20 protein-coding genes and 1 rRNA gene are annotated in these 22858 nt (G+C 63.7%); 13 read left to right on the top strand and 8 right to left on the bottom strand.

The features are described from left to right. Nucleotides 1-97, top strand: a 5S ribosomal RNA gene (gene rrf, locus AC56LY_RS18520); the annotation flags it as partial. 174 nt (nt 98-271) lie between these two features. After that, the gene (locus tag AC56LY_RS18515) at nt 272-556 is read left to right on the top strand and encodes a hypothetical protein (protein WP_499581885.1); all 285 of its coding nucleotides are present in this window, start codon (nt 272-274) and stop codon (nt 554-556) included. Between the two features lies 1 nt (nt 557). Here the strand turns inward: AC56LY_RS18515 and AC56LY_RS18510 are convergent, their stop codons facing one another. Together AC56LY_RS18510 and AC56LY_RS18505 are read right to left on the bottom strand one after the other, a co-directional pair. Next, nucleotides 558-2000 (bottom strand): DHA2 family efflux MFS transporter permease subunit, encoded by a 1443-nt coding sequence (locus AC56LY_RS18510; RefSeq protein ID WP_499581883.1) that lies wholly within the window; start codon nt 1998-2000, stop codon nt 558-560. A 120-nt stretch (nt 2001-2120) separates the two neighbouring features. Further along, a complete protein-coding gene (locus AC56LY_RS18505; protein ID WP_258835973.1) occupies nt 2121-2684 on the bottom strand; it encodes an acyloxyacyl hydrolase in 564 nt (187 codons plus the stop codon). 140 nt (nt 2685-2824) lie between these two features. On the opposite strand from AC56LY_RS18505, the gene AC56LY_RS18500 reads away from it, so the two are divergent. Further along, nucleotides 2825-3526, top strand: a complete 702-nt coding sequence (locus tag AC56LY_RS18500) for a suppressor of fused domain protein (RefSeq protein WP_499581881.1) — start codon at nt 2825-2827, stop codon at nt 3524-3526. A gap of 45 nt (nt 3527-3571) precedes the next feature. Here the strand turns inward: AC56LY_RS18500 and AC56LY_RS18495 are convergent, their stop codons facing one another. After that, complete coding sequence (locus AC56LY_RS18495; RefSeq protein WP_499581879.1) at nt 3572-4765, bottom strand: M20 aminoacylase family protein; 1194 nt, start codon at nt 4763-4765, stop codon at nt 3572-3574. 245 nt (nt 4766-5010) lie between these two features. On the opposite strand from AC56LY_RS18495, the gene AC56LY_RS18490 reads away from it, so the two are divergent. The 4 genes from AC56LY_RS18490 to AC56LY_RS18475 all read left to right on the top strand — a co-directional run bounded on the left by AC56LY_RS18490 (nt 5011) and on the right by AC56LY_RS18475 (nt 11849). Then, complete coding sequence (locus tag AC56LY_RS18490) at nt 5011-7113, top strand: molybdopterin-containing oxidoreductase family protein (RefSeq protein WP_499581877.1); 2103 nt, start codon at nt 5011-5013, stop codon at nt 7111-7113. Nucleotides 7114-7138: 25 nt separating this feature from the next. Next, the gene (locus AC56LY_RS18485; RefSeq protein WP_499581875.1) at nt 7139-8215 is read left to right on the top strand and encodes an aminopeptidase; all 1077 of its coding nucleotides are present in this window, start codon (nt 7139-7141) and stop codon (nt 8213-8215) included. Nucleotides 8216-8388: 173 nt separating this feature from the next. Continuing rightward, nucleotides 8389-10077 carry a long-chain-fatty-acid--CoA ligase gene (locus AC56LY_RS18480; protein WP_499581873.1) on the top strand — a complete coding sequence of 563 codons (1689 nt, stop codon included), beginning with the start codon at nt 8389-8391 and terminating at the stop codon, nt 10075-10077. 89 nt (nt 10078-10166) lie between these two features. Further along, complete coding sequence (locus AC56LY_RS18475) at nt 10167-11849, top strand: long-chain-fatty-acid--CoA ligase (RefSeq protein WP_499581871.1); 1683 nt, start codon at nt 10167-10169, stop codon at nt 11847-11849. Nucleotides 11850-11903: 54 nt separating this feature from the next. On the opposite strand, the gene AC56LY_RS18470 is transcribed toward AC56LY_RS18475, so the two are convergent. Continuing rightward, a complete protein-coding gene (locus tag AC56LY_RS18470) occupies nt 11904-12347 on the bottom strand; it encodes an acyl-CoA thioesterase (RefSeq protein ID WP_183555969.1) in 444 nt (147 codons plus the stop codon). Between the two features lie 56 nt (nt 12348-12403). On the opposite strand from AC56LY_RS18470, the gene AC56LY_RS18465 reads away from it, so the two are divergent. Beyond that, a complete protein-coding gene (locus AC56LY_RS18465) occupies nt 12404-14287 on the top strand; it encodes an ABCB family ABC transporter ATP-binding protein/permease (protein ID WP_499581869.1) in 1884 nt (627 codons plus the stop codon). Here AC56LY_RS18465 and AC56LY_RS18460 read toward each other — a convergent pair whose 3' ends face one another. The 3 genes from AC56LY_RS18460 to AC56LY_RS18450 form a co-directional block, all read right to left on the bottom strand. Continuing rightward, a complete protein-coding gene (locus AC56LY_RS18460; RefSeq protein ID WP_499581867.1) occupies nt 14288-15361 on the bottom strand; it encodes a type II asparaginase in 1074 nt (357 codons plus the stop codon). It abuts the gene before it with no gap. Between the two features lie 31 nt (nt 15362-15392). Further along, nucleotides 15393-16676, bottom strand: a complete 1284-nt coding sequence (locus AC56LY_RS18455) for a metal-dependent hydrolase family protein (RefSeq protein WP_499581865.1) — start codon at nt 16674-16676, stop codon at nt 15393-15395. Nucleotides 16677-16759: 83 nt separating this feature from the next. Then, a complete protein-coding gene (locus AC56LY_RS18450; RefSeq protein ID WP_258835965.1) occupies nt 16760-18028 on the bottom strand; it encodes a dicarboxylate/amino acid:cation symporter in 1269 nt (422 codons plus the stop codon). A 264-nt stretch (nt 18029-18292) separates the two neighbouring features. Between AC56LY_RS18450 and pyrC the strand changes: the two genes are divergently transcribed. The 5 genes from pyrC to AC56LY_RS18425 are packed head-to-tail and all read left to right on the top strand — an operon-like array spanning nt 18293 to nt 21974. Next, nucleotides 18293-19342: a dihydroorotase gene (gene pyrC, locus AC56LY_RS18445; RefSeq protein WP_332533515.1), complete on the top strand. Its 1050-nt coding sequence runs from the start codon at nt 18293-18295 to the stop codon at nt 19340-19342. Nucleotides 19343-19347: 5 nt separating this feature from the next. Next, a complete protein-coding gene (locus AC56LY_RS18440) occupies nt 19348-20151 on the top strand; it encodes a DUF3025 domain-containing protein (protein ID WP_499581864.1) in 804 nt (267 codons plus the stop codon). A 15-nt stretch (nt 20152-20166) separates the two neighbouring features. Further along, entirely contained in the window at nt 20167-21168 is a 1002-nt protein-coding gene (locus AC56LY_RS18435; protein ID WP_499581862.1) for a Gfo/Idh/MocA family protein, read from the top strand. Continuing rightward, nucleotides 21165-21521 (top strand): glyoxalase superfamily protein, encoded by a 357-nt coding sequence (locus tag AC56LY_RS18430; RefSeq protein WP_499581860.1) that lies wholly within the window; start codon nt 21165-21167, stop codon nt 21519-21521. The genes AC56LY_RS18435 and AC56LY_RS18430 overlap by 4 nt, the downstream gene beginning before the upstream one ends. Nucleotides 21522-21578: 57 nt before the next feature. Next, complete coding sequence (locus tag AC56LY_RS18425) at nt 21579-21974, top strand: 50S ribosome-binding protein YggL (protein ID WP_499581858.1); 396 nt, start codon at nt 21579-21581, stop codon at nt 21972-21974. Nucleotides 21975-21988: 14 nt separating this feature from the next. On the opposite strand, the gene AC56LY_RS18420 is transcribed toward AC56LY_RS18425, so the two are convergent. After that, nucleotides 21989-22747, bottom strand: a complete 759-nt coding sequence (locus tag AC56LY_RS18420; protein WP_499581856.1) for a hypothetical protein — start codon at nt 22745-22747, stop codon at nt 21989-21991. Between the last annotated feature and the right edge of the window lie 111 nt (nt 22748-22858).

The raw sequence follows: 22858 nt of genomic DNA, 5'->3' as shown, positions 1-22858 counted from the left end.
AGTCGGTCCCACCCCTTCCCATCCCGAACAGGACCGTGAAACGACTTTGCGCCGATGATAGTGCTGCAACCAGTGTGAAAGTAGGTTATCGTCAGGCTAGTTATATAGAAAAGCCCCGCTCAGTGATCTGAGTGGGGCTTTTCGCTTTGGGCGGTTGATAGGTCGCTGCTCTCCAGGCAAGCCGGGACTTGACGACTCTGTTGCCCAACATCAGCGTCGACCAGCCTGCTCTACGCCAACATACTCCATTGACCACCACTGGAGAATCACCATGTCAGATCCCATCGACCAAGCCACGTTGAACGCCAAACTCATGACGCCTATCGCCGCCATTGTAGACAAGCAACGCGCTACGCTCGCACCAATGCTGCACGGCGCACCGGGCCAGGCGGCGCAAGCTGCCCTGCGCGACGATGAATGCGTGCGCAGGATCGCCACGTTCTGCTATCCATTGCTGCCGGGTCTGGTACGCTTGGCCGTCAAGGAGCCGACCTTCGTGAGTTTCATCCTGAACAACCGCGAAAAGGTCCTGGCGCCACTCACAAGGCCGGCGTAATTTACTGCCCCGTCACCGTTACCGGTTCCACGGTCTTGGCCACGCCGCGGCTCTGACTGATGCTGTCGCCATCATCGCGGCGCAGGCGCCAGAACACCAGCGACGAAAACAGCGTCAGTATCGCCAGTGCCATGAACCCGTGGTGTATCGCTTGCGTCACCTGACCCCCATTGGTCTGGGACACGTCACCGAGGAACCAGGCGGTCACGATCGATCCTGCAGCCAGGCCAAAGCTCATCGACAGTTGCTGCAGCGAGCTGGAGATCGTGCTCGCCATGCTCGAGTCTGCTGGCTCGATGTCGGCGTAGGCCAGCGTGTTCATGCTGGAAAACTGCAGCGAGTTGAAGAACCCCAGCATCAGGCTGATGCACACGATCATGATCAATGGCGAGTCGGCATCGACCAGCGTGAACATGGCAATCGTTACGCCAATCATGATCGTATTGGCCAGCAGCACCTGGCGATAGCCAAATCGCGCCAGCAAGCGCGGCGCGAACAACTTCATTCCCATTGCCGCCAGTGCCGATGGCATCATCATGAGCCCCGACTGCCACGCCGGCATTCCCAGGCCCAGCTGGTACAGCAGCGGCAGCAGGAACGGCAAGCCGCCAACGCCAAGACGGGTGACGAAGCCCCCCAGCACGGCGATGCGGAAGGTACGCACCTTGAGCAGCGTCAGGCGTAATAAGGGAAACTTCGTGCGGCATGCATGCCAGGCGTAGGCGCCGAGCAAACCCAGTGCCAGCAAGAACAGCAGACCGGCTGTGATGCCGTCGAGCGTGTGCTCGCCAAACACTTCCAGCACCCACGACAACAACGCCGTGCCGCTGCTGAACAGCAGCAGGCCGGCCACATCGAGCGGCCGCCGCTGCTCCGCACGGTAATCCGGCATGTGCCGCCAGACAAAGTACAGCGCAATCAGGCCCACCGGCACATTGACGAAGAAGATCACGCGCCAGGTGGTCCAGTGCACGATCAGCCCGCCGATTGTCGGGCCCAGCAGCGGCCCGATCAGCGCCGGGATGATCACGAAGTTCATCGCCCCCAGCAACTCGTTCTTGGGAAATGTGCGCACGATGGACAGGCGCCCGATCGGAATCATCATCGCGCCGCCCAACCCTTGCAGCAAGCGCGCGCCCGTCATCATCCGCGCATCGACCGACAAGCCACACAACACGGACGCAAAGGTGAAGATCGAAATTGCGGTAAAAAACACGCGCCGCGTACCGAAGCGATCGGCCATCCAGCCACTGAGCGGAATACCGACAGCCAGGCCCAGGATATAGCTGGTGACAACGGATTTGAGACTGAGCGGCGTGACGCCAAGACTGGCGGCGATGCTGGGAATGGCTGTGTTGACGATGGTCGCGTCCAGCTGTTCCATGAACAGCGCGATGGCGACGAGCCAGGGGAGATAGCGTTTGAGGGTGGGCGAAGGAGTCAATCGGGCCTCGACAGCAGCGCGCGGACTGTGCCGCGAAAGGCCCGATTGTGTCACGAAATGCTATTTACCCGCGCCGTGTACCCGCAGCGGGGGCGGGTGTCACGGCGGTAATAAAACCCATCAGAAGCGGTAGGCTGCCTTGGCGACGAGCCAGTTGGCGCCAGCGTTGGGGCTCTTGATGCTGCCGTTCGAATAGTGCTGGTATTTCAGGCCGAAGTCCCACTTGGCGGTGGTGTAGCCCACGCCGAGATGGTCACCGAACTGGAACGCGGTCGACAGTTCCTTGTCTTCATTCTTGTACAGCGTCGACAGCAGGTTCAGGCCGATACCGATTTCACCGTACAGGCCCAGCTTGTTGTCGTTCTGGTAGCGGAACACCGGGGTAAAGCCCAGCACGCCGATATTTTTGTTGCGACCACGGACGTTCTCGTACGAGTTCAGGCGCCACAGGGCCAGGTTCGTTTCAAAGTAACCCGACAGATGGCGGCCATTGCCGGCAAACCACTGCTTGTCCCAGTCCGACTGGATCGCGACGCGGCCCATGCGCTGCTGCGGGTTGGTACCGTATTCGAACGACACGGAATCGATATAACCGTTGCCCACGGTGGATTGGGCGAACGCGGCAGGCGCGCACAGCGCGGCGCTGGCCAGCGCCAGCATGCTGATTTTTTTGAGAGTGAACATGGTCTACCTGGAAAGGGTGGGGGATGACATTTTGGAATAATGCGGTATTGTACTAGCGAGAACAATAGCGTGCTGGCAGCCACGCAAGCGGGCGGCACAGGTATCATAGGCGCCCGCCGCAACAATATCGATCAATCACCATGGCCGAACCAACCATCACCCCGCTGTATCCGTTGACCGCGCCGATGCAGCGCCAACCCGAATCCGTCGTGCTGCCGCACGACCCGGTCGGCGAACACATTGCCACGCACCTGGGCGCCCCCGCGATGTTCTTCCACGAGACCGATGGCGGCGCCACTCAGGTCGACATCCACGTGATCGCACCAACCGCCGATTTCCCCTACGTGCGCTTGGTGACCTCGGGGATGAGCAAGCGTCCGATGACGACGCCGGAAGGTGCGCCGCCGTTCGCCGAACTGATCATGACGCTGCCGGCGAACTGGCAGCTCGACGAAGCGTCGATCAAGGAAGAGCGCTGGTATTGGCCGGTAGCCCTGATGCGCCACCTGGCGCACTATCCGCACAACCAGGGTACCTGGATTGGCCTGGGCCATGCGCTGCCCAACGGCGCACCGCCCAAGCCCTACGTCGATGGCGTGGGCTTTTGCGGCGCCATCCTGCTGCCGCCTGTGTCGACGCCAGAGCCGTTTCATTCGGTGACGGTCGAAGGCAAGGACATTTACTTCCACTGCGTCGTGCCGCTGTTCAAGGAAGAACTGGATCTGGCGCGGCACCAGGGGTTTGCCGCCCTGATCGACAAGTTCAACGACAAGGACGTGACTGATGTCGTCGATCCGGCGCGCAAGAACACGGTCAAGAAAAAATTCCTCGGTCTGTTCTAGGCGCCCTCAAGCAGAGCCGGGCGCGATGCCCGGCCCGCCACGTTGTCAGGCAACCGGCAGACTCATCTCCGCCAGGCGTACCCAATAGCTCGCGCCAATCGGCAGCAGGTTGTCGTTGAAATCATAGCTGGCATTGTGCAACTGGCACGGTCCAAGACCGTGGCCACCGGTGCGATGGTCGCCGTCGCCATTGCCCAGGAAGACATAGCAGCCTGGCTTGGCCTGCAGCATGAAGGCGAAATCCTCGGCGCCCATGGTCGGCTCGACATTCGCATTCACCGCGTCCGGGCCCACCACCGCGCGCATTGCCTCGATCGCAAACGCGGTCTGCTCGGTGTGGTTCACCAGCGGCGGATACTTGCGCTTGAAGCCAAAGTCGACCGTCGCGCCAAAGCCCGCAGCAATCCCGTCGGCCATTTCCTGCATGCGGCGCTCGATCAGGTCGAGCACCTCGGTCGTGAACGTGCGCACCGTACCCACCAGTTGCGCTTCATCCGGAATGATGTTGGTAGCACTGCCTGCGTGGATCTGGGTAATCGACAATACCGCCGTAAGCAGCGGGTTCTTTTCGCGCGAGATGATCGTTTGCCACGCCTGCGCGATCTGCACCGCCACCATGATTGGATCGATGCCGCGGTGCGGCTGCGCCGCGTGGGCGCCCTTGCCGCGCACGGTCACGCGAAACTCGTTACTCGAGGCCATCATCGGCCCGTCGACCACGGCAAACGTACCTTCGGCGATGCCTGGCCAGTTGTGCATGCCGTACACGGCGTCCATCGGGAAGCGTTCGAACAGGCCATCCTCGATCATGCGCTCCCCGCCGCCGCCGCCTTCTTCGGCCGGCTGGAAAATCAGGTACACGGTGCCGTCGAAATTGCGGTGCTGCGCCAAGTAGTGCGCGGCGCCGAGCAGCATCGCCGTATGGCCGTCGTGGCCACAGGCGTGCATCTTGCCCGCATTGGTCGACGCGTGGGCGAAGCCATTGATTTCCTGCATGGGCAGCGCGTCCATGTCGGCGCGCAGGCCGATCGCGCGCTCGGACGTGCCGTTCTTGATGATGCCGACGACGCCCGTCACGCCCAGGCCGCGCACGACGGGAATGCCCCAAGCTTCGAGCCGGTCGGCCACGATCTGCGCGGTACGGTGTTCTTCGTAGCCCAATTCGGGATGCGCGTGCAGGTCGCGCCGGATTGCCTGGATTTCGGCGAGTGACGCCAGGATAGGTTCAACCAGTTTCATGATGTTCTCCGCGATGGGGACCTCGGTGACGCTGCCGCGCGCTGCAGCGCGTCAGGCGCTGCGCGTAGGGGGTTGCTGGAGGCCCCTCGGTTGTCTTGCCACCCTTGCATGGCATGGTTTTAACTATTGTAGCGTGCCTTAAACAGACTTGTCAGGGGAGGTCACGAACCCCGGCCGAATCGTATAAAGTATTGGTTTAGCGCAGTTTTTTCAGTGCAGCCTGCATGCAAAGCCCAAATAACAATATGACCACCACCACCGTCCGCGCGACCTGTCCTCACGATTGTCCCGATACCTGCGCGCTGCTCGTCAAAGTCGAGAACGGCGTCGCCACGGAGGTCAAGGGCGACCCGGACCATCCCACCACGGCCGGCGTGCTGTGCACCAAGGTCTCGCGCTACATCGAGCGCACCTACCACCCGGATCGCGTGCTGTATCCGATGCGGCGCGTCGGCCGCAAGGGCGAAGGCAAGTTCGAGCGCATCACGTGGGACGCCGCCCTGGACGAGATCGCCACGCGCCTGACCGGCATCGCCGCGCGTGACCCTGAAGCGATCCTGCCGTACAGCTATTGCGGCACGATGGGCCTGGTGCAGGGCGAATCAATGTCGCTGCGCTTTTTCAATCAGCTGGGCGCGTCGCTGCTCGACCGCACCATCTGCGCCACAGCCGGCGCGACCGGCTACCGGTATTCCATCGGCAGTTCGATCGGCACCGACCTCGAACAGTTCCAGAACGCCAAACTGATCCTGATCTGGGGCGGTAACCCGATCGCATCGAACCTGCATTTCTGGATGCGCGCGCAAGAAGCCAAGCGCAATGGCGCCACCTTGATTGCCATCGATCCGTATCGCTCGCTCACTGCCGAAAAATGCCATCAACATATTGCGCTGCTGCCCGGCACGGATGCCGCGCTGGCCCTGGGCATGATGCATGTGCTGATCAAGGAAGACCTGCTCGATCACGACTACATCGACAAGCACACACTGGGTTTCGAGCCACTCAAGGCGCGGGCCCTCGAATGGCCGCCGGAACGCACGGCCGAGATCTGCGGCATCACCGTCGATGAAGTGGTCAACCTGGCGCGCCTGTACGGTCAGACCGCGAAGAACGGCGAAGCGGCTGCGATCCGCGTCAACTACGGCATCCAGCGCGTGCGCGGCGGCGGTATGGCCGTGCGCAATATCGCCTGCCTGCCGGCCCTGGTGGGTGCCTGGCGCCAGCCCGCAGGCGGCATCCAGCTATCGAGCTCAGCCTCGTTCCCGACCAACCGCCCGGCGCTGCAGCGCCCGGATCTGCTGGCCGGGCGCACCCCGCGCACGATCAACATGACCACGATCGGCGACGACCTGCTGCGCGAGAGCGCGCCCGATTTCGGCCCGAAGATCGAGGCCGTCATTGTCTACAACGCGAACCCGCTGGCCATTGCGCCCGATTCGCGCAAGGTGCAGCAGGGCTTCGAGCGCGAAGACCTGTTTACCGTGGTGCTCGAACACTTTCATACCGACAGCGCCGACTACGCCGACATCCTGCTGCCGGCCACCACCCAGCTCGAACACGTCGATGCGCACCTGGCCTATGGCCACCTGTACATGATGGCCAATAACGCCGCCGTGGCGCCAGTGGGCGAATCCAGGCCGAATACCGAGTTCTTCCGCCTGCTGGCAGCGCGCATGGGGTTTACCGATCCGTGCTTCCAGGAGAGCGACGACGCCATCGCAGCGCAAGCCTTCAACAGCAAGGATACGCGCGCGGTGCACTTCGACTGGGAGTCGCTCAAGCGTACCGGCTGGAGCAAGCTCAACATGCCGGACGCGCCGTTTGCCGACGGCGGCTTCACGACGCCATCGGGCAAGTGCGAGTTCTTTTCCGAGAGCATGCTGGCCGACGGCCTCGATCCGGTGCCCACGTACATCCCGCCGTACGAGTCGGTGGCATCGAACCCGGAGCTGGCAAAAACCTATCCGCTGGCCATGATTTCTCCGCCAGCACGGAACTTCCTCAACTCAACGTTTGTCAATGTACAGAGCCTGCGTGCAACTGAGGGCGAACCGCACCTCGACATCCACCCGTTTGACGCCGCCGCACGTGGCATCGCGCACGGTGACATGGCGCGCATTTATAACGACCGCGGTTCGTTCCTCGCCCGTGCGCGCGTGACCGACAAGGCGCGTGCTGGATTGGTGGTGGGCTTGTCGATCTGGTGGAAGAAACTGGCCACCGACGGCAAGAACGCCAACGAAGTCACCAGCCAGCGTTTGACCGACATGGGCCGGGCGCCCACTTTCTACGACACCCTGGTGCAGGTTGAAAAAGCTGCGCCCCCCACACGAGATGACGCCCTCTAGATTCTCACTGGCCTTCCGGCCGCTCATGGCCGCGGCAGCTGCCGCCCTGATGTTGACAAGCTGCTCATCGCTCTCGTACTACACCCAGGCCGCGCAAGGCCAGCTGCAATTGCTGTCCGATGCGCGCCCGATCGACGACTGGATCGCCGACACCGGCACCAGCGTCAAATTGCGGCACCGGCTCGAGGCAGCGCGCCAGATCCGCCGCTTCGCCATCCAGGAAATGCAGCTGCCCGATAACGGCAGCTACACCAATTACACCAGCCTCAAACGCCCCTACGTGCTGTGGAATGTGGTGGCCACGCCCGAACTGTCGCTCAAACCGATCCAGTGGTGCTTCCCGGTGGCCGGGTGCGTCAACTACCGCGGCTACTACAGCAAGACCGACGCCCAGGCCTATGCCCGGCAACTGCGCGCAGAAGGCCACGACGTGGAAGTGGGTGGCGTGAGCGCCTATTCGACGCTCGGCTGGTTCAGCGATCCGCTGGTGTCGACCTTCATCAATTATCCGGACGCCGAACTGGCGCGCCTGATCTTCCATGAGCTGGCGCACCAGGTCGTCTATGTCGCCGGCGACTCGCAATTCAATGAATCGTTTGCCAGCGCCGTGGAGCAAGCCGGCGTGGAAGCCTGGCTCGAACGCTTCGGCAACCCGGCCATGAGCGCAGCCTACGACCGCTACAAGGCGCGCAAGCGCGACTTCCTGGCGCTGCTGCTGCGTTATCGTGGCGAGCTCGAGCGCACCTACAAGAGCATGGAACCGGACGCCACCAAGCGCGCCACCAAGGGCCGCCTGTTCATCGCGCTGCAGAACGACTACCAGGTGCTCAAGGCAAACTGGGGCGGCTACGCCGGTTATGACCGCTTCTTTGCCGAGCCGCTGTCCAATGCGCATCTTGCCTCGGTGGCGACCTACAATGATCTGGTGCCAGCGTTTCGCGCCCTGCTGCGCCGCGAAAAGACGTGGACGGGTTTCTACAAGGCCGTCAATCGGCTCGCCGCCCTCGACAAGAAAGAGCGTACCCGTGTGTTGACGGGGTTGGCTAAGACGGGTGCAACGGGCCTGCAGGTGGTGCAGCGCACCATGAGCGCGCTGCCGTAGAGGGCCGGTTCCAATCGGCGTAAAAGCGCTTGCGCACAAGGGCGCTGCCCGATAGCATCACAACCAGCGATAGCAAAGGCATAAGCTTCGTGCGCACGCGAGCCGGCAACATAGCACGGCCGTCGACAAGAACGATCATGATCTTGCAAAAGATCCCGAGACAGAGGCAAACCATGGACAAGATTTGGCTGCAGTCGTATCCACCAGGCATGCCGGCAGAGATCAATCCTGACCAGTACTCTTCGCTGGTGCAGTTGCTGGAAGAATCGTTCAGCAAATTCGCAGACCGCAATGCCTTTGTCTGCATGGACAAGTTCCTCACCTACCGCGAACTTGACGCGTACTCGCAAAAGCTCGCGGCCTGGCTGCAAAGCCGCGGCCTGACGCCCGGTGCGCGCGTGGCGCTCATGATGCCCAATGTGCTGCAGTACCCGATCGCGCTGGCTGCCGTGCTGCGCGCTGGCTACGTCGTCGTCAACGTCAATCCCCTCTACACCGCGCGCGAACTCGAACACCAGATCAACGACTCGGGCGCCGAAGCGATCATCGTGCTGGAAAACTTTGCCCACACCGTGCAGAAGGTGATGGGCAAGACGCCGCTGCGCCACGTAGTCGTGGCGAACATGGGCGAACTGCTTGGCGGCGCCAAGGGCATGGTGGTCAATTTCGTGGTCCGTCACGTCAAGAAGATGGTGCCCGAGTTCTCGCTGCCGAACATGGTGACCTTCAAGGATGCGCTGGCGCAGGGCGCCCGCATGACCTTCAAGCCGGCCACGCTCAAGGCGGGCGACGTCGCCTTCCTGCAGTACACGGGCGGCACCACCGGCCCCTCAAAAGGCGCCACGCTCACGCACCGCAACGTGATTGCCAATGTGCTGCAAAGCGAAGCGTGGTCGCAGCCGGCACTGGGCGAGGCGGGCGGCGAGCCTTTGACAATCGTGTGCGCGCTGCCGCTGTATCACATCTTCGCGCTGACCGCGTGCGCGATGTGGGGCATGCGCATGGGGGCGCTCAACGTGCTGATCGTGAACCCGCGCGACATCCCGGGCTTCGTGAAAGAACTGGCCAAGTACCGCTTTAACATGCTGCCGGCCGTGAACACGCTGTACAACGCGCTCGTGAACAACCCCGCTTTCGCCCACCTCGATTTCTCCGGCCTGCGCATGTGCAATGGCGGCGGCATGGCGGTGCAAAAGGCCGTGGCCGACAAATGGCGCGATGTCACCGGCGTGGCCATCATCGAAGGCTACGGCTTGTCCGAGACGTCGCCGGTGGCCACCTGCAACCGCGCCGATGTGGCCGAATTTAGCGGCACCATCGGCCTGCCGGTGCCATCCACCGACATTGCCATCATCGACGATGCCGGTAACCCGGTGGCGCCGGGCCAGAGCGGCGAGATCGCGATCCGCGGTCCGCAAGTTATGCAGGGCTACTGGAACCAGCCGGCCGAGACCGCCAAGGTCATGACGGCGGACGGCTTCTTCCGCTCGGGCGACATCGGCATCATGGACGCCAACGGCTACGTCAGGATCGTCGATCGCAAGAAGGACATGATTCTGGTCTCTGGTTTTAACGTCTATCCGAACGAGCTCGAAGGCGTCATCGCCGGCCATCCGGGGGTGCTCGAGTGCGCCGTGGTCGGCGTGCCGGACGCGCATTCGGGCGAGGCGGTCAAGGTATTCGTGGTAAAAAAAGACCCGAATCTCACGACGGACGACTTGCTGGCCTACTGCAAGCAGGAATTCACCGGCTACAAGCGACCCAAGTACATCGAGTTCCGCGATGAGCTTCCCAAGACCAACGTCGGCAAGATCCTGCGACGCGCGCTGCGGGATGAAAAGCAGGCGGACACGGTGGCGTAAGTCACGGCGGACGATGGGCAATCAGCCGAAGCCGCCTGCGAGGCGGCTTCGGCGTTTTATTGGAACCAACAAGGAAGGCAGTGGAATACATGGACAAATTCTGGCTCACGTCGTACGAAACCGGTATACCGGCAGAGATCGATGCGACGCAATATCGCTCGCTGGCACATTTGCTCGAGGAGGCGTTTCGCAAGTACGCCGACCGCAAGGCCTATGCCTGCATGGGCAAGTCCATCACGTTTTCCGAACTCGATACGATGTCGCAGCGCATGGCCGCCTGGCTGCAGGCCAGGGGCCTGAAGCCGGGTGCGCGCGTGGCACTGATGATGCCCAACGTGCTGCAGTATCCGGTGGCGCTGGCCGCCGTGCTGCGCGCCGGCTACGTCGTCGTCAACGTGAATCCGCTCTACACCCCGCGCGAGCTGCAGCACCAGCTGACCGATTCGGGCGCCGAAGCGATCGTGGTACTGGAAAACTTCGCCCACACGCTGGAACAGGTGCTCGGCCAGACGCAGGTCAAACACGTCATCTTGGCCACGATGGGCGACCTGCTGGGCGGCCTGAAAGGCACGCTGGTCAATCTGGTGGTGCGCAAGGTCAAGAAGATGGTGCCGGCCTACTCGCTGCCAGGCGCGATCGCCTTCAACAAGGTGCTGGCCGAGGGCGCGCGCGAAACCCTGGGGCAGGTTGCGATCGGCCATGACGACATCGCCTTCCTGCAGTACACGGGCGGCACCACGGGCGTGTCGAAAGGCGCGGTGCTGCTGCACCGCCACGTGATCGCCAACGTGCTGCAGAACGAGGCCTGGTTCGCGCCGACCCTGGGGCGCATGCTGGCCGGCGAGCAGCCGCAGTTTGCCTGCGCACTGCCGCTGTACCACATCTATGCGCTGACGGTCTGCGCGCTGCTCGGCCTGCGCGTGGGCGGCATGAACCTGTTGATCCCGAACCCGCGCGACATCAAGGGCTTCATCAAGGAGCTGGGTGGCTACCGCATCAACATCTTCCCGGCCGTGAACACGCTGTACAACGGCCTGCTGAACGACGACGATTTCGCCAAGCTCGATTTCTCGGGCCTGATGGTGTGCCCGGGCGGCGGCATGGCCGTGCAAAAAGCGGTGGCCGACAAGTGGCTCAAGACGACGGGCATCCCGATCGTCGAAGGCTACGGCTTGTCCGAGACCTCGCCCGTGGTCACCGCCAACCGCTGCGACATCAGCGAATTCACCGGCACCATCGGGCTGCCGCTGCCATCGACCGAATTGCGCATCCTGGACGATGCCGGCAACGCCGTCCCGTTCGGCACCGCCGGCGAGATCGCCGTGCGTGGCCCGCAGGTCATGGCAGGCTACTGGCAGCGCGACGACGAGACGGCCAAGGTCATGACGCCCGACGGCTTCTTCAAGACCGGCGACATTGGCATCATGGACGACAAGGGCTACACCCGCATCGTCGATCGCAAGAAGGACATGATCCTGGTCTCGGGCTTCAATGTGTATCCCAACGAAGTCGAAGGCGTGGTCGCGGCGATGCCGGGCGTGCTCGAAGTGGCGTGCGTGGGCGTGCCCGACCAGCACTCGGGCGAGGCGGTCAAGCTGTACGTGGTCAAGAAGGACGCGAGCCTCACCGCCGACCAGGTCAAGGCCTTCTGCAAGGAGCAGCTGACCGGCTACAAGCGGCCGAAGTTCGTCGAGTTCCGCGAGACGCTGCCGAAAACGAACGTCGGCAAGATCCTGCGGCGCGAACTGCGCGACGAAAAAAAACCGGGCTGATGCCGGCATAAGGTTCCGGAGGCCGCCATCATGGCGGCCTTTTTTACGACCGGATTACCGGTTCGCGATCAGCGATTCGAGCGGCGGCAACTGGCGCGGCTTGCGATCCGGGCCGGTGGCCACATAGGTCAGCGTCGCCTCGGTCACCTTGACCACTTCGGCCGCCAGCCGGTTGCGCTCGGCGTACACCTCGACGAACACGGTGATCGACGTGTTGCCCACCTTGGTGATATCGGCATAGAACGACAGCAGGTCGCCGACGAACACCGGATTCTTGAATAAAAACGAGTTCACGGCAATGGTCGCCACGCGGCCATTGGCGCGGCGCGTGGCCGGCAGCGAACCGGCCAGGTCGACCTGGGCCATGATCCAGCCGCCGAAGACATCGCCATACACATTGGCGTCGGACGGTGCCGGCATGACCCGCAGTTCGGGCATCTTGCCGGCGGGGAGGCGAATGGTACTGGGCGTGGTAACGGTATTTTCGGGCGTGGTCATCGTGAATTCTCGGTAAAAGCTACAATCGACCCGAATTGAACCACAAAAGTCTCCCCATGCGCCGCAATACCTCACTTCCGCCGGACCCTACCGGCATTCCCCGCAACGACTGGGCAACGCTCAAGACCTTGTTCCCGTACCTGTGGGTCTACAAGTGGCGCGTGCTGGCCGCCATGGGCGCGCTGGTCGCGGCCAAGATGGCCAACGTCGGCGTGCCGCTGGTGCTCAAGCGGCTGATCGACGGCCTGGCCATCGATCCCGCGCACCCGCACGCATTGATGGTGCTGCCGGTGGGCGTGCTGATTGCCTACGGCTTGCTGCGGCTGTCGATGACCGTCTTCACCGAGCTGCGCGAATTCCTGTTCGCGCGCGTGACGCAGCGCGCCGTGCGCACGATCGCGCTGCGCGTGTTCCGCCACCTGCATGCGCTGTCACTGCGCTTTCACCTGAACCGCCAGACGGGGGGCATGACGCGCGACATCGAGCGCGGCACGCGCGGCGTGAACTCGCTGATCTCGTACTCGCTCTTTAACATCCTGCCGACGCTGGTCGAGATCACGCTGGTGCTGGGCTACCTGATACTGAATTACGACATCTGGTTCAGCATCATCACCGCCGTGGCGCTGGCCTCGTACATCACCTTCACCGTGGTGGTCACCGAATGGCGCACGCACTTCCGGCGCACGATGAACGACCTCGAATCGAAAGCCAGTACCAAGGCGATCGACTCGCTGCTCAATTACGAGACAGTGAAATACTTCGGCAACGAAGACTACGAAGCCAAGCGCTATGACGAGGGTCTGAAGAACTACGAGAACGCCGGCGTGCGCTCGCAGACCTCGCTGTCGGTCCTGAACACGGGCCAGTCCCTGATCATCGCCACCGCGGTCACGCTGATCCTGTGGCGCGCCACGCAGGGCGTCATCAACGGCACCATGAGCCTGGGCGACCTGGTGCTGGTCAATACCTTCATGATCCAGCTGTACATGCCGCTGAACTTCCTGGGCGTGATCTACCGCGAGATCAAGCAAAGCCTGGCCGATATGGAGCGCCTGTTTGGCCTGCTCGACCAGAACCGCGAAGTGGCCGACGGCCTCAAGGCGCTGCCGCTGGATATCAAGGGCGCGCAGGTTGAATTTTCGCATGTGGAATTCAGCTACGAGACCAAGCGCCAGATCCTGTTCGACGTCGACTTCACCATCGCCGCCGGCACCACGACGGCGGTGGTGGGCCACAGCGGCTCGGGCAAGTCCACGCTGTCACGCCTGCTGTTTCGCTTCTACGACGTGAACGGCGGCGCGATCCGCATCGATGGCCAGGACCTGCGCGACATCACCCAGTCGTCGCTGCGCGCGGCGATCGGCATCGTCCCGCAAGACACGGTGCTGTTCAACGACACGATCGAATACAACATCGCGTATGGCCGGCCCGGCGCCAGCCGCGACGACATCGTGGCGGCTGCGCGCGCGGCGTCGATTCACGACTTCATCGAAAGCCTGCCGGATGGCTATCAGAGCATGGTGGGTGAGCGGGGCCTGAAACTGTCCGGTGGCGAGAAGCAGCGCGTGGCGATCGCGCGCACGCTGCTGAAAGACCCGGCGCTGCTGATCTTCGACGAAGCCACGTCGGCGCTCGACTCGCGCGCCGAGCAGGCAATCCAGGCGCAGCTGAAAGAGATCGCGAAGAACCGCACGACACTGGTGATTGCACACCGTCTGTCGACGATCGCCGATGCGCAGCAGATCATCGTGCTCGATCACGGCAAGATCGTCGAGCGCGGCACACATGGTTCGCTGCTGGCCGCGCGCGGCCTGTATGCGCAGATGTGGGACCGGCAGCTGGCGCGGCCGGATGAAGACGTGGCCTCGCCGCCGCTGGTGCCGGAAGCGTTTGAACGCGTGGACGGCGCAGCCGTCCACCCTACGGTATCCGGCGCGTAATCAATACGTGTAAAACATCCGCTGGATCTCCTTGGTGCTGGTCGTTTTCGTCAACGCCAGCATCAACAGGATACGTGCCTTCTGAGGGCTGAGCGTATCGGCCACCACGAAGTCCAGCTGGTCGTCATTGGCCTCGCCATTGCGCGCCACGATGCCCTGGCCGACGCGGCTCGCACGCACGACGATGACGCCCTTGGCCCGCGCCGCCATCAGCGCCGGCCTGGTTTTGGCAGGCAGGCTGCCGTTGCCGACACCCGCATGCACCAGCCCCTTGGCGCCGGCCGCCACCAGCGCATTGACCGCCACATCGCCCACGTTTGCATACGCGTAGGACACGTCCACCTGCGGCAGCGCGTCGAGTTTGGCCAGATCGAACTCGGTATCGACCGTGTGCTTGCGCGTCACGTCGCGATAAAAGAACGGCTTGCCGCCCTGGATGTAGCCGATCATCCCCAGCTCCGTCGTGCGGAAGGTGTCCGCCGTCGTCGTATTGGCCTTGGTGACGTCGCGCGCCGCGTGGATCTGGTCGTTCATCGCCACCAGCACGCCGCGGCCCGCCGCTTCAGGCGTGCCGGCCAGGCGCACCGCGTTGTACAGGTTGATCGGACCGTCGGCCGACAGCGCCGTCGAGGGCCGCATCGAGCCGACCACCACCACCGGCTTCTTGCTCTTGACGACCAGGTTCAAAAAGTATGCCGTCTCTTCCAGCGTGTCGGTGCCGTGCGTGATGACGATGCCATCGACGCTGCTTTGTGCCAGCAGCACGTTGACGCGCTTGGCCAGTTGCAGCCACTGCGCATCGCTGATGTTTTCACTGGCAATCTGGAATACCTGCTCGCCGGTGACGTTGGCCACCTTCGTGATCTCGGGCACGGCCGCGATCAGCGATTGCACGCCGACGGTAGCAGCGGTGTAGCCGATTGTCGTCGTGCTGCTGGCACCCGTTCCGGCGATGGTGCCGCCGGTGGCGAGGATCGTCACGTTCGGCAGCTTGGCGGTCTGGGCCTGGACGGCGGCCGCAAACAGAAAAAGAACGCCGCACAGGGCGGCGTGGGCAGAGCGCGGGAACAGCATGAAGGTCTCCGGGTTTTATAAACCCGGCAGCTTACAGCTTTTTAAAGACGACGCCATCCTTCATCACGAACTTGACCTGCTCGAGCAGCTTGACGTCCTTGAGCGGGTCGCCCTCGACCGCGATGATATCGGCCGCGAACCCCGGCGCGATCGCGCCCAGGCGCTTGGGCTGATCCAGCAGCACGGCCGCATTGATGGTCGCGGCGCGGATCGCCTCGATCGGCGTCATGCCCGCTTCGACCATATAGCCGAATTCCTTCGCATTCTCGCCGTGCGGGAACACGCCGGCATCGGTGCCGAACGCGATCTTCACGCCGGCCTTGTGGGCGCGGGCAAACGTGGCCTGCAGCTGCGGCCCGATCGCCGCTGCCTTGGGCTGCACCAGCGCCGAGTAGTAGTTCGGCACCTTGGCCTTGTCCGCCACGTAGCGCCCGGCCGAGATGGTCGGCACGTACCAGCCGCCGGTCTTCTTGAAGAGCGTGATGACTTCGTCGTCCATCAGCGTGCCATGCTCGATCGAGTCGACGCCGGCGCGCAGCGCGCGCTTCATGCCTTCCGCGCCGTGGGCGTGGGCCGCGACGCGAAAGCCGTAATCCTTCGCGGTCGTGACCACAGCGCGCAGCTCGTCCTCGGTGTACTGCGAGTTCTGGCCGCTGGCGGCCTGGCTCAGCACACCGCCGGTGGCCGTCACCTTGATCAGGTCCGCACCATCCTTGTAGCGCTGGCGCACGGCCTGGCGCGCTTCTTCGGGGCTGTTGAGCACACCCTCGACCGGGCCGGGCGTGCCGATCTTCTCGTTCAAAAAGTGCGACAGGTTGTTGGTGGGATCGGCGTGACCGCCCGTGGTGGCCAGCGATTTACCGGCCGTGAACATGCGCGGGCCCGGTACGTCGCCGGCGGCGATCGCCCGCTTGAGGGCGATGTTCAGGTCATCCGCCGCGCCCAGGTCGCGCACCGTCGTGAAGCCCGCCATCAGCGTGCGCTCGGCAAACTTGATCGAGCGGTAAGCCATGTCGGCTGGGTTGGCCGTAAGGCGGTCGCGGTAGGCGTCCACTGCCGGCAGGGTCTCGCTGGTCAGGTGCACGTGCATGTCGATCAGGCCCGGCAGGCAGGCGTGGCGCGACAGGTCGATGTTCCCGGCCGCGCCGGTCATGGGGCCGACCGAGACGATGCTGCCGTTCTCGATAACGATGCTGACGCGTTCGCGCCAGGTGCCTTGCTGCACGTCCAGCAGGCGGCCGCAATCGACCGTCTGGTTGGCGGCGTGCGCACTGTTCAAGGCCAGCAGCATGCCGGCGGCCATCATGGTTTTCATCGTTTGTCCCTCGTTATTTTCATGAAAAAAAAAAGGCCCTCCATCGCTGGAAGGCCTTCGGTGTCAGGCAATGCCCGCCGCGCCTAGCGCAGTGGTGAAATGGCGGGTTCGGCGTTCGGCTCTCCGAGCTCGCCCTCCCACTTGGCAACGACGGCGGTGGCGATGCCGTTGCCGATGACGTTGGTGGCCGAGCGGGCCATGTCCAGGAAGTGGTCGATCGCCAGCAGCAGCAGCAGGCCGGCTTCCGGGATGTCGAACTGGTTCAGCGTGGCGGCGATCACGACCAGCGATGCGCGCGGCACGCCGGCCATGCCCTTGGAGGTCAGCATCAGCACCAGCATCATCGTGATCTGGGTGCTCATCGACAGCTCGATGCCGTAGGCCTGGGCGATGAAGACGGCGGCGAAGGTGCAGTACATCATCGAGCCATCGAGGTTGAACGAGTAACCGATCGGCAGCACGAACGAGGCCAGGCGGTTCTTGACGCCGAAGCGCTCCAGACCTTCCAGGGTTTTCGGGAACGCCGCTTCGGACGATGCGGTCGAGAAGGCCAGCAGGGTCGGGCCGCGCAGTTCGGCGATCAGGCGCAGGATGCGCGGGCCGACGAAGATCATGCCGATGCCGATCAACACCACCCACAGCAGCGCAATGCCGAAGTAGAACTGGGCCATGAAGACGCCGTACGTCGACAGAACGCCCAGGCCGCTCTTGGCTATGATGCCCGAGACGGCGGCGAGCACTGCGATCGGTGCGAAGTTCATCACGTAGCCGGTCAGCTTGAGCATGACGTGGGCAACGCCGTCGATGGCATCGATCATCGGCGTGGCGCGCGCACCGACGGCAGCGGCAGCGGTGCCGAAGAACACCGAGAACACGACGATCTGCAGAATCTCGTTGCGGGCCATGCCGTCGACAATGGAGGTTGGCACCAGGTGGGTGATGAAGTCCTTCATCGTCAGGCCGGTGGTGGTAATGCCCGCATCGGTGCCCACTGGCGGCATCATGCCGGCAGCGAACAGCGCGTCACCGGGACGGAACAGGTTCACCAGGATCAGGCCCAGCGACAGCGAGATGAGGGAGGCGATGAAGAACCAGCCCAGCGCCTTGACGCCGATGCGACCGACTTCCTTGGCGTCGCCCATCTTGGCGATGCCGACCACCAGGGTGGCAAACACCAGCGGCGCGATGATCATCTTGATCAGGCGAAGGAACAGCGTCGTGATCAACGACATCGTGTCGGCGAAGCTTTGCGCGCCAGCCGTGTCCGTGTTGGTGTTGACCAGATAGCCGACCAGAATACCGATCACCAGCGCGATCAGAATAAAAGTGGTCAGGCGGTTTCGATTGTTCATAAAGCTTCCTGTCTTTGGGACCTGTGCGACACCCGCGGCAACGGCGCTGTCGCTGGTGAATTGTTCGGGCAGTGGCTGGCTGTCGAGGACCGAAAGACCAGTTGATTCTGAAGATTATGGCAAGTTCCGCAGTATCCTAGGGGCTGTTAGTGCTGTCAAGCATGCAGTCGCGTGTGGCGCATGTCGACTGTCGCGCCACGTTGCGCGGTGATCCACGGCGCCCCGGCACAGGTAAAATACGCCATCCGTTTTCCGAGAGCTGCCATGTCCACCATCGAAATCCCCGACACCATCACCATCACCCGTCCCGACGACTGGCACCTGCACCTGCGCGACGGCGCGGCCATGGCCAGCGTGCTGCCGCACAGCGCGCGCCAGTTCGCGCGTGCGATCGTGATGCCGAACCTGCGCCCGCCCGTCACCACCACCGCGATGGCGCTGGACTACCGCGCCCGGATCCTGGCCGCGCTGCCCGAGGGCGTGCAGTTCGAACCCCTGATGACGTTGTACCTGACCGACAACACCAACCCGGACGAGATCCGCCGCGCGCAGGACACGGGCTTCATCCACGCCGTCAAGCTGTACCCGGCTGGCGCCACGACCAATTCCGACGCCGGCGTCACCGACCTGACCAAGTGCTACAAGACGCTCGAAGTGATGCAGGAAATCGGCATGCCGCTGCTGGTGCACGGCGAAGTCACCAATAGCGACATCGACCTGTTCGACCGCGAAGCCGTGTTCATCGAGCGCGTCATGCGCCCGCTGCGCCGCGACATGCCGGCCCTGCCGGTCGTGTTCGAGCACATCACCACCCGGGATGCGGCCCAGTACGTGGCTGAAGCCGAAGGCCCGATCGCCGCCACCATCACCGCGCACCACCTGCTGTACAACCGCAATGAACTGTTCAAGGGCGGCATTCGCCCTGACTTCTACTGCCTGCCGGTGCTCAAGCGCGAAGAACACCGCCTGGCGCTGGTCACCGCCGCCACCAGTGGCGACGAGCGCTTCTTCCTGGGCACCGACTCGGCCCCGCACGCGGTGCACACCAAGTACGCCGCCTGCGGCTGCGCGGGCTGCTACACGGCGCTGCACGCGATGGAGATGTATACCGAAGCCTTCGCCCAGGCCGGCGCGCTCGACCAGCTGGAGGCGTTCGCCAGCTTCAACGGCCCGGCGTTCTACAACCTGCCGCGTAACGAGGGCACGATCACGCTCAAGCGCGAAGCCTGGACCCTGCCCGCATCGGTGCCGATGGCCGAGCACCAGCTGGTGCCGCTCAACGCGGGCGAGACCATCAACTGGAAGATGCTGTAACACCGATGCTGCCGCCGATCGACTGGGCGCAGCCGTGGTACGACACGGTGCGCCCGGCCTTCGAGCGCGCCGCGCCGCCGCCTGAAGGCTTCATCGATGCCTTCAACGTCGCGGTGCGCGCGCTGGACTTGCGCAACGGCGCCGGCCAGCCGTTGCGCTTCGTGCCGCAAGCGAGCCTGCCCGACGGCATGGCGTACGAGGCATTCATCGGCGCGACAGGGCAGGTGCCCACGCGCGACAATCTGCACGACTTCTTCAATGCGCTGGTGTGGCAGACGTTCCCGGGTATCAAGCGCGCCCTGAACACGCTGCAGGCGGCGCAGATCGCGCAGGCCGGCGTGGGCAAGTCGCGTGGGCCGGCGCGCGACGCCGCCACGATCTTCGACGAGAACGCGGCGCTGCTGGTGGTGCGTGATACAGCTGCCGGACGCGCGCTGGTCGACGACCTGCGTGCACATCGCTGGCTCGAAGCGCTGTACGACGGGCGGGCCATGTTTGGCCGCGACGCCGAGGTCTGGCTGTTCGGCCACGCGCTGATGGAAAAGCTGGTCACGCCGCGCAAGGCGATCACGGCGCACACGCGCGTCGTGTTCGTGGACGACACTTACTTTCTACTCGCGCCAGCTGCGCGCCGCGCCTGGATCGACCGCGAGGTGGCGGATGCGCTGGCCGGCGAAGGCCTGGCGGGCAATGGCGCTACATCGGGCTTCACACCGCTGCAGGTGCTGGGCGTGCCGGGCTGGTGGCCCGGGCAGGACGCCGATTTTTATCGTGATACCACCGTGTTCCGTCCACGCCGGACGGACTAACCAAGGAGAATGTGCATGGCTGAAGCTGTACGTTGGGGAATCCTCGGCACGGGCAAGATTGCCCATGCCTTTGCCACTGCACTCAAGGATGTGCCGGGCGCGGTGCTGGCCGGCGTGGCGTCACGCAGCCAGGAAACGGCAGACACGTTCGGCCGCGAATTCGGCGCGCTCGCCAGTTACGGCTCGTACGACGCACTGGTGGCAAATCCGGACATCGACCTGGTCTACATCGGCACGCCGCACCCGCAGCACGTCGAGAATGCGTTGATGGCCCTGCGCGCCGGCAAGGGCGTGTTGTGCGAAAAGCCGTTCACGATGAACCTGCGCGAAGCCGAGCAGGTCGTCACGCTGGCGCGCTCGAAGCGCCTGTTCCTGATGGAGGCGATGTGGACGCGCTACCTCCCGGCCTACCAGGAAGTCCAGCGCATCCTGGCGTCCGGCGAAATCGGCACGCCGCGCCAGGTGGTGGCCGACTTCGGGTTCGCCGCCACGTTCGGCCCCGAGCACCGCGTGTTCAATCCGGAGCTGGGCGGCGGCGCGCTGCTCGACCTGGGCATCTATCCCCTGTCAATCGCCGCGGGCCTGCTTGGCCCGGTATCGGAAATCCGCGCGCAGGCCGAGATGGGTCCGACGGGTGTCGACGTGCAGACGGGCTTCACGCTCAAGCACGAAGGCGGCGGCATGTCGGTCTGCAGCTGCTCGCTGCTGGCGCGCACGCCGGCCGAACTGACGGTGGCGGGCGAGCGCGGTCACGTGCGCATGAACACGCGCTTCCACTGCGCGACGTCGGTCACGGTCACGCTCGACGACGGCACTTCGCGCACGATCGACACGCCGTATCTCGGCAACGGCTATGTGCACGAAGCCATCGAGGCGCAGCGCTGCTGGCAAGCCGGTTTGCTGGAAAGCCCGGTGATGACGCAGCGCGAAACGCTGGCGCTGATGGGCGTGATGGACGAGATCCGGCGCCAGATCGGCTTGCGTTACGAAGCAGACCGGGTACGCCCGCCAGCATGATCCTTGGCGCCGTCACGCCGATCCTGCGCATCTTCGATGAAGCCAAGGCCAGGCAATTCTATGTTGACTACCTCGGCTTCAAGGTCGACTGGGAGCATCGCTTCGCGCCCGACCTGCCGCTGTACCTGCAGATCGCGCGTGACGGGTGCGTGCTGCACCTGAGCGAACATCATGGCGATTGCTGTCCTGGTGCGGCGCTGCGGATCGCCGTTGACGATATCGATGCCCTGCATGCCGGGCTGACGGCCAGACAATATGGCTACGCAAGGCCGGCGATCGAGGATACGCCATGGGGCTCACGTGAATTGAGCATCAAGGATCCGTTCGGGAACCGGCTCACGTTCGCATGCTGACGACACGATCGAACCGCCACCGGCGGTTCGGGTAACACCGACAACAACAAGGACACCATGAAACGCGATGCCCGCTCGACCGCCCGTGTACGGCGCCTCAATCAACGTCAACGCAAGAAGCTGCGCGTTGGCGAATTTACGGAGTATGTCTTCGATGTCGAGCTGACGTTCAGTGAGCCGATCGATGTCGAGTCCTACTACGGCTTTACCGATGGCCTGTTCGGATTTCTCGAGGGACGTGGTTTGCTCGGTGGCGGTTTCGGCGGACGCTTCCCTCTGACCGCAACCTCTGGCGTCATCACGACGTTGGAACGCGGCTCACCGGGCGAAGACGATCGCGAGGCCGTTGCGCAGTGGTTACGCGCCCGGCCAGAGGTGGCCGATGTCAGTGTTCATGCATTGGTCGATGGATGGCACGGCGGAACCCAACATGGGCATGATCGTACCCAATAAAGGTATGTCCCGAGTCAGGTGGCTGGCGGCTTGGACGCGATCGCCCCATCCAGCCGCCTGAACAACTCGCGGTGCAGGTCCCGCGTGTGCTTTTCCATGTGCTTGCGCGCGTGCGCGATCTCTTGCAGCTCGCGCTGCGCCACATTGTTCTTGCCATTGGCGATGGCCCACAGCGCCAGTTCGACGCGCGCATCGATACTGCCGAAGCGTTCCACCACTGACTCGAACTGTACGCCGGCCTCAAGCTGCTGATTGTTCGCGGCATATGCGCGGCCCAGTGCCAGCCCGACTTCATCGGCGCGAAAGCCTGGCTGCCGATCTTGCAGTGACGCGAGCAGCGCAATGGCAGTCGCCGGCTTGCCATGCGCCGCATTGGCGCGCGCAGCGCCCAGGATCACTTCCGGATCGCCCGCGAACGGCCCGCGCAGGCAGGCATCGTAATGCTGGACCGCTTCGTCGGACTGGCCCGCAGCCAGCAGCGCGGCGGCCAGGCGCATCTGGTTGTGGGCAGTCGGGGTCAGGTCGAACGCATGTCGCGCTTCGCGCACGTCACGCCCCGGATCGATGGTTTTCTGCAGCGCGCGGGTAGCGATGCGGCCCTGGCGCTGAAGGCGCGACGCGGGCAGGTACTCGGCCACGAAGTAGGCCAGGCTGCCAAGGACCGGGAACGAAAACAGGATCAGCAGCCAATACATCTGGCGCCCGTTGCGCAGCGCGTGGACCGCGAAGAACAGCGCGATCAGAAAGTGCAGTCCGAGTCCGACGATAGGCATGCCAGGTTCCGTATTGAATGGTGAATGAGAGGCGCAACTGCCCCGGGCAGGGCGTTGCAACTCAGCCAAGATAGCCGCAAACAGTGCGCAAATTTCTAACGGATTGTCACA

It is taken from the genome of Telluria sp. ZT3P25 (assembly GCF_059685895.1).
The sequence above is the reverse complement of the archived record's forward strand: the minus strand, read 5'-3'. Positions and strand labels throughout refer to the sequence as shown.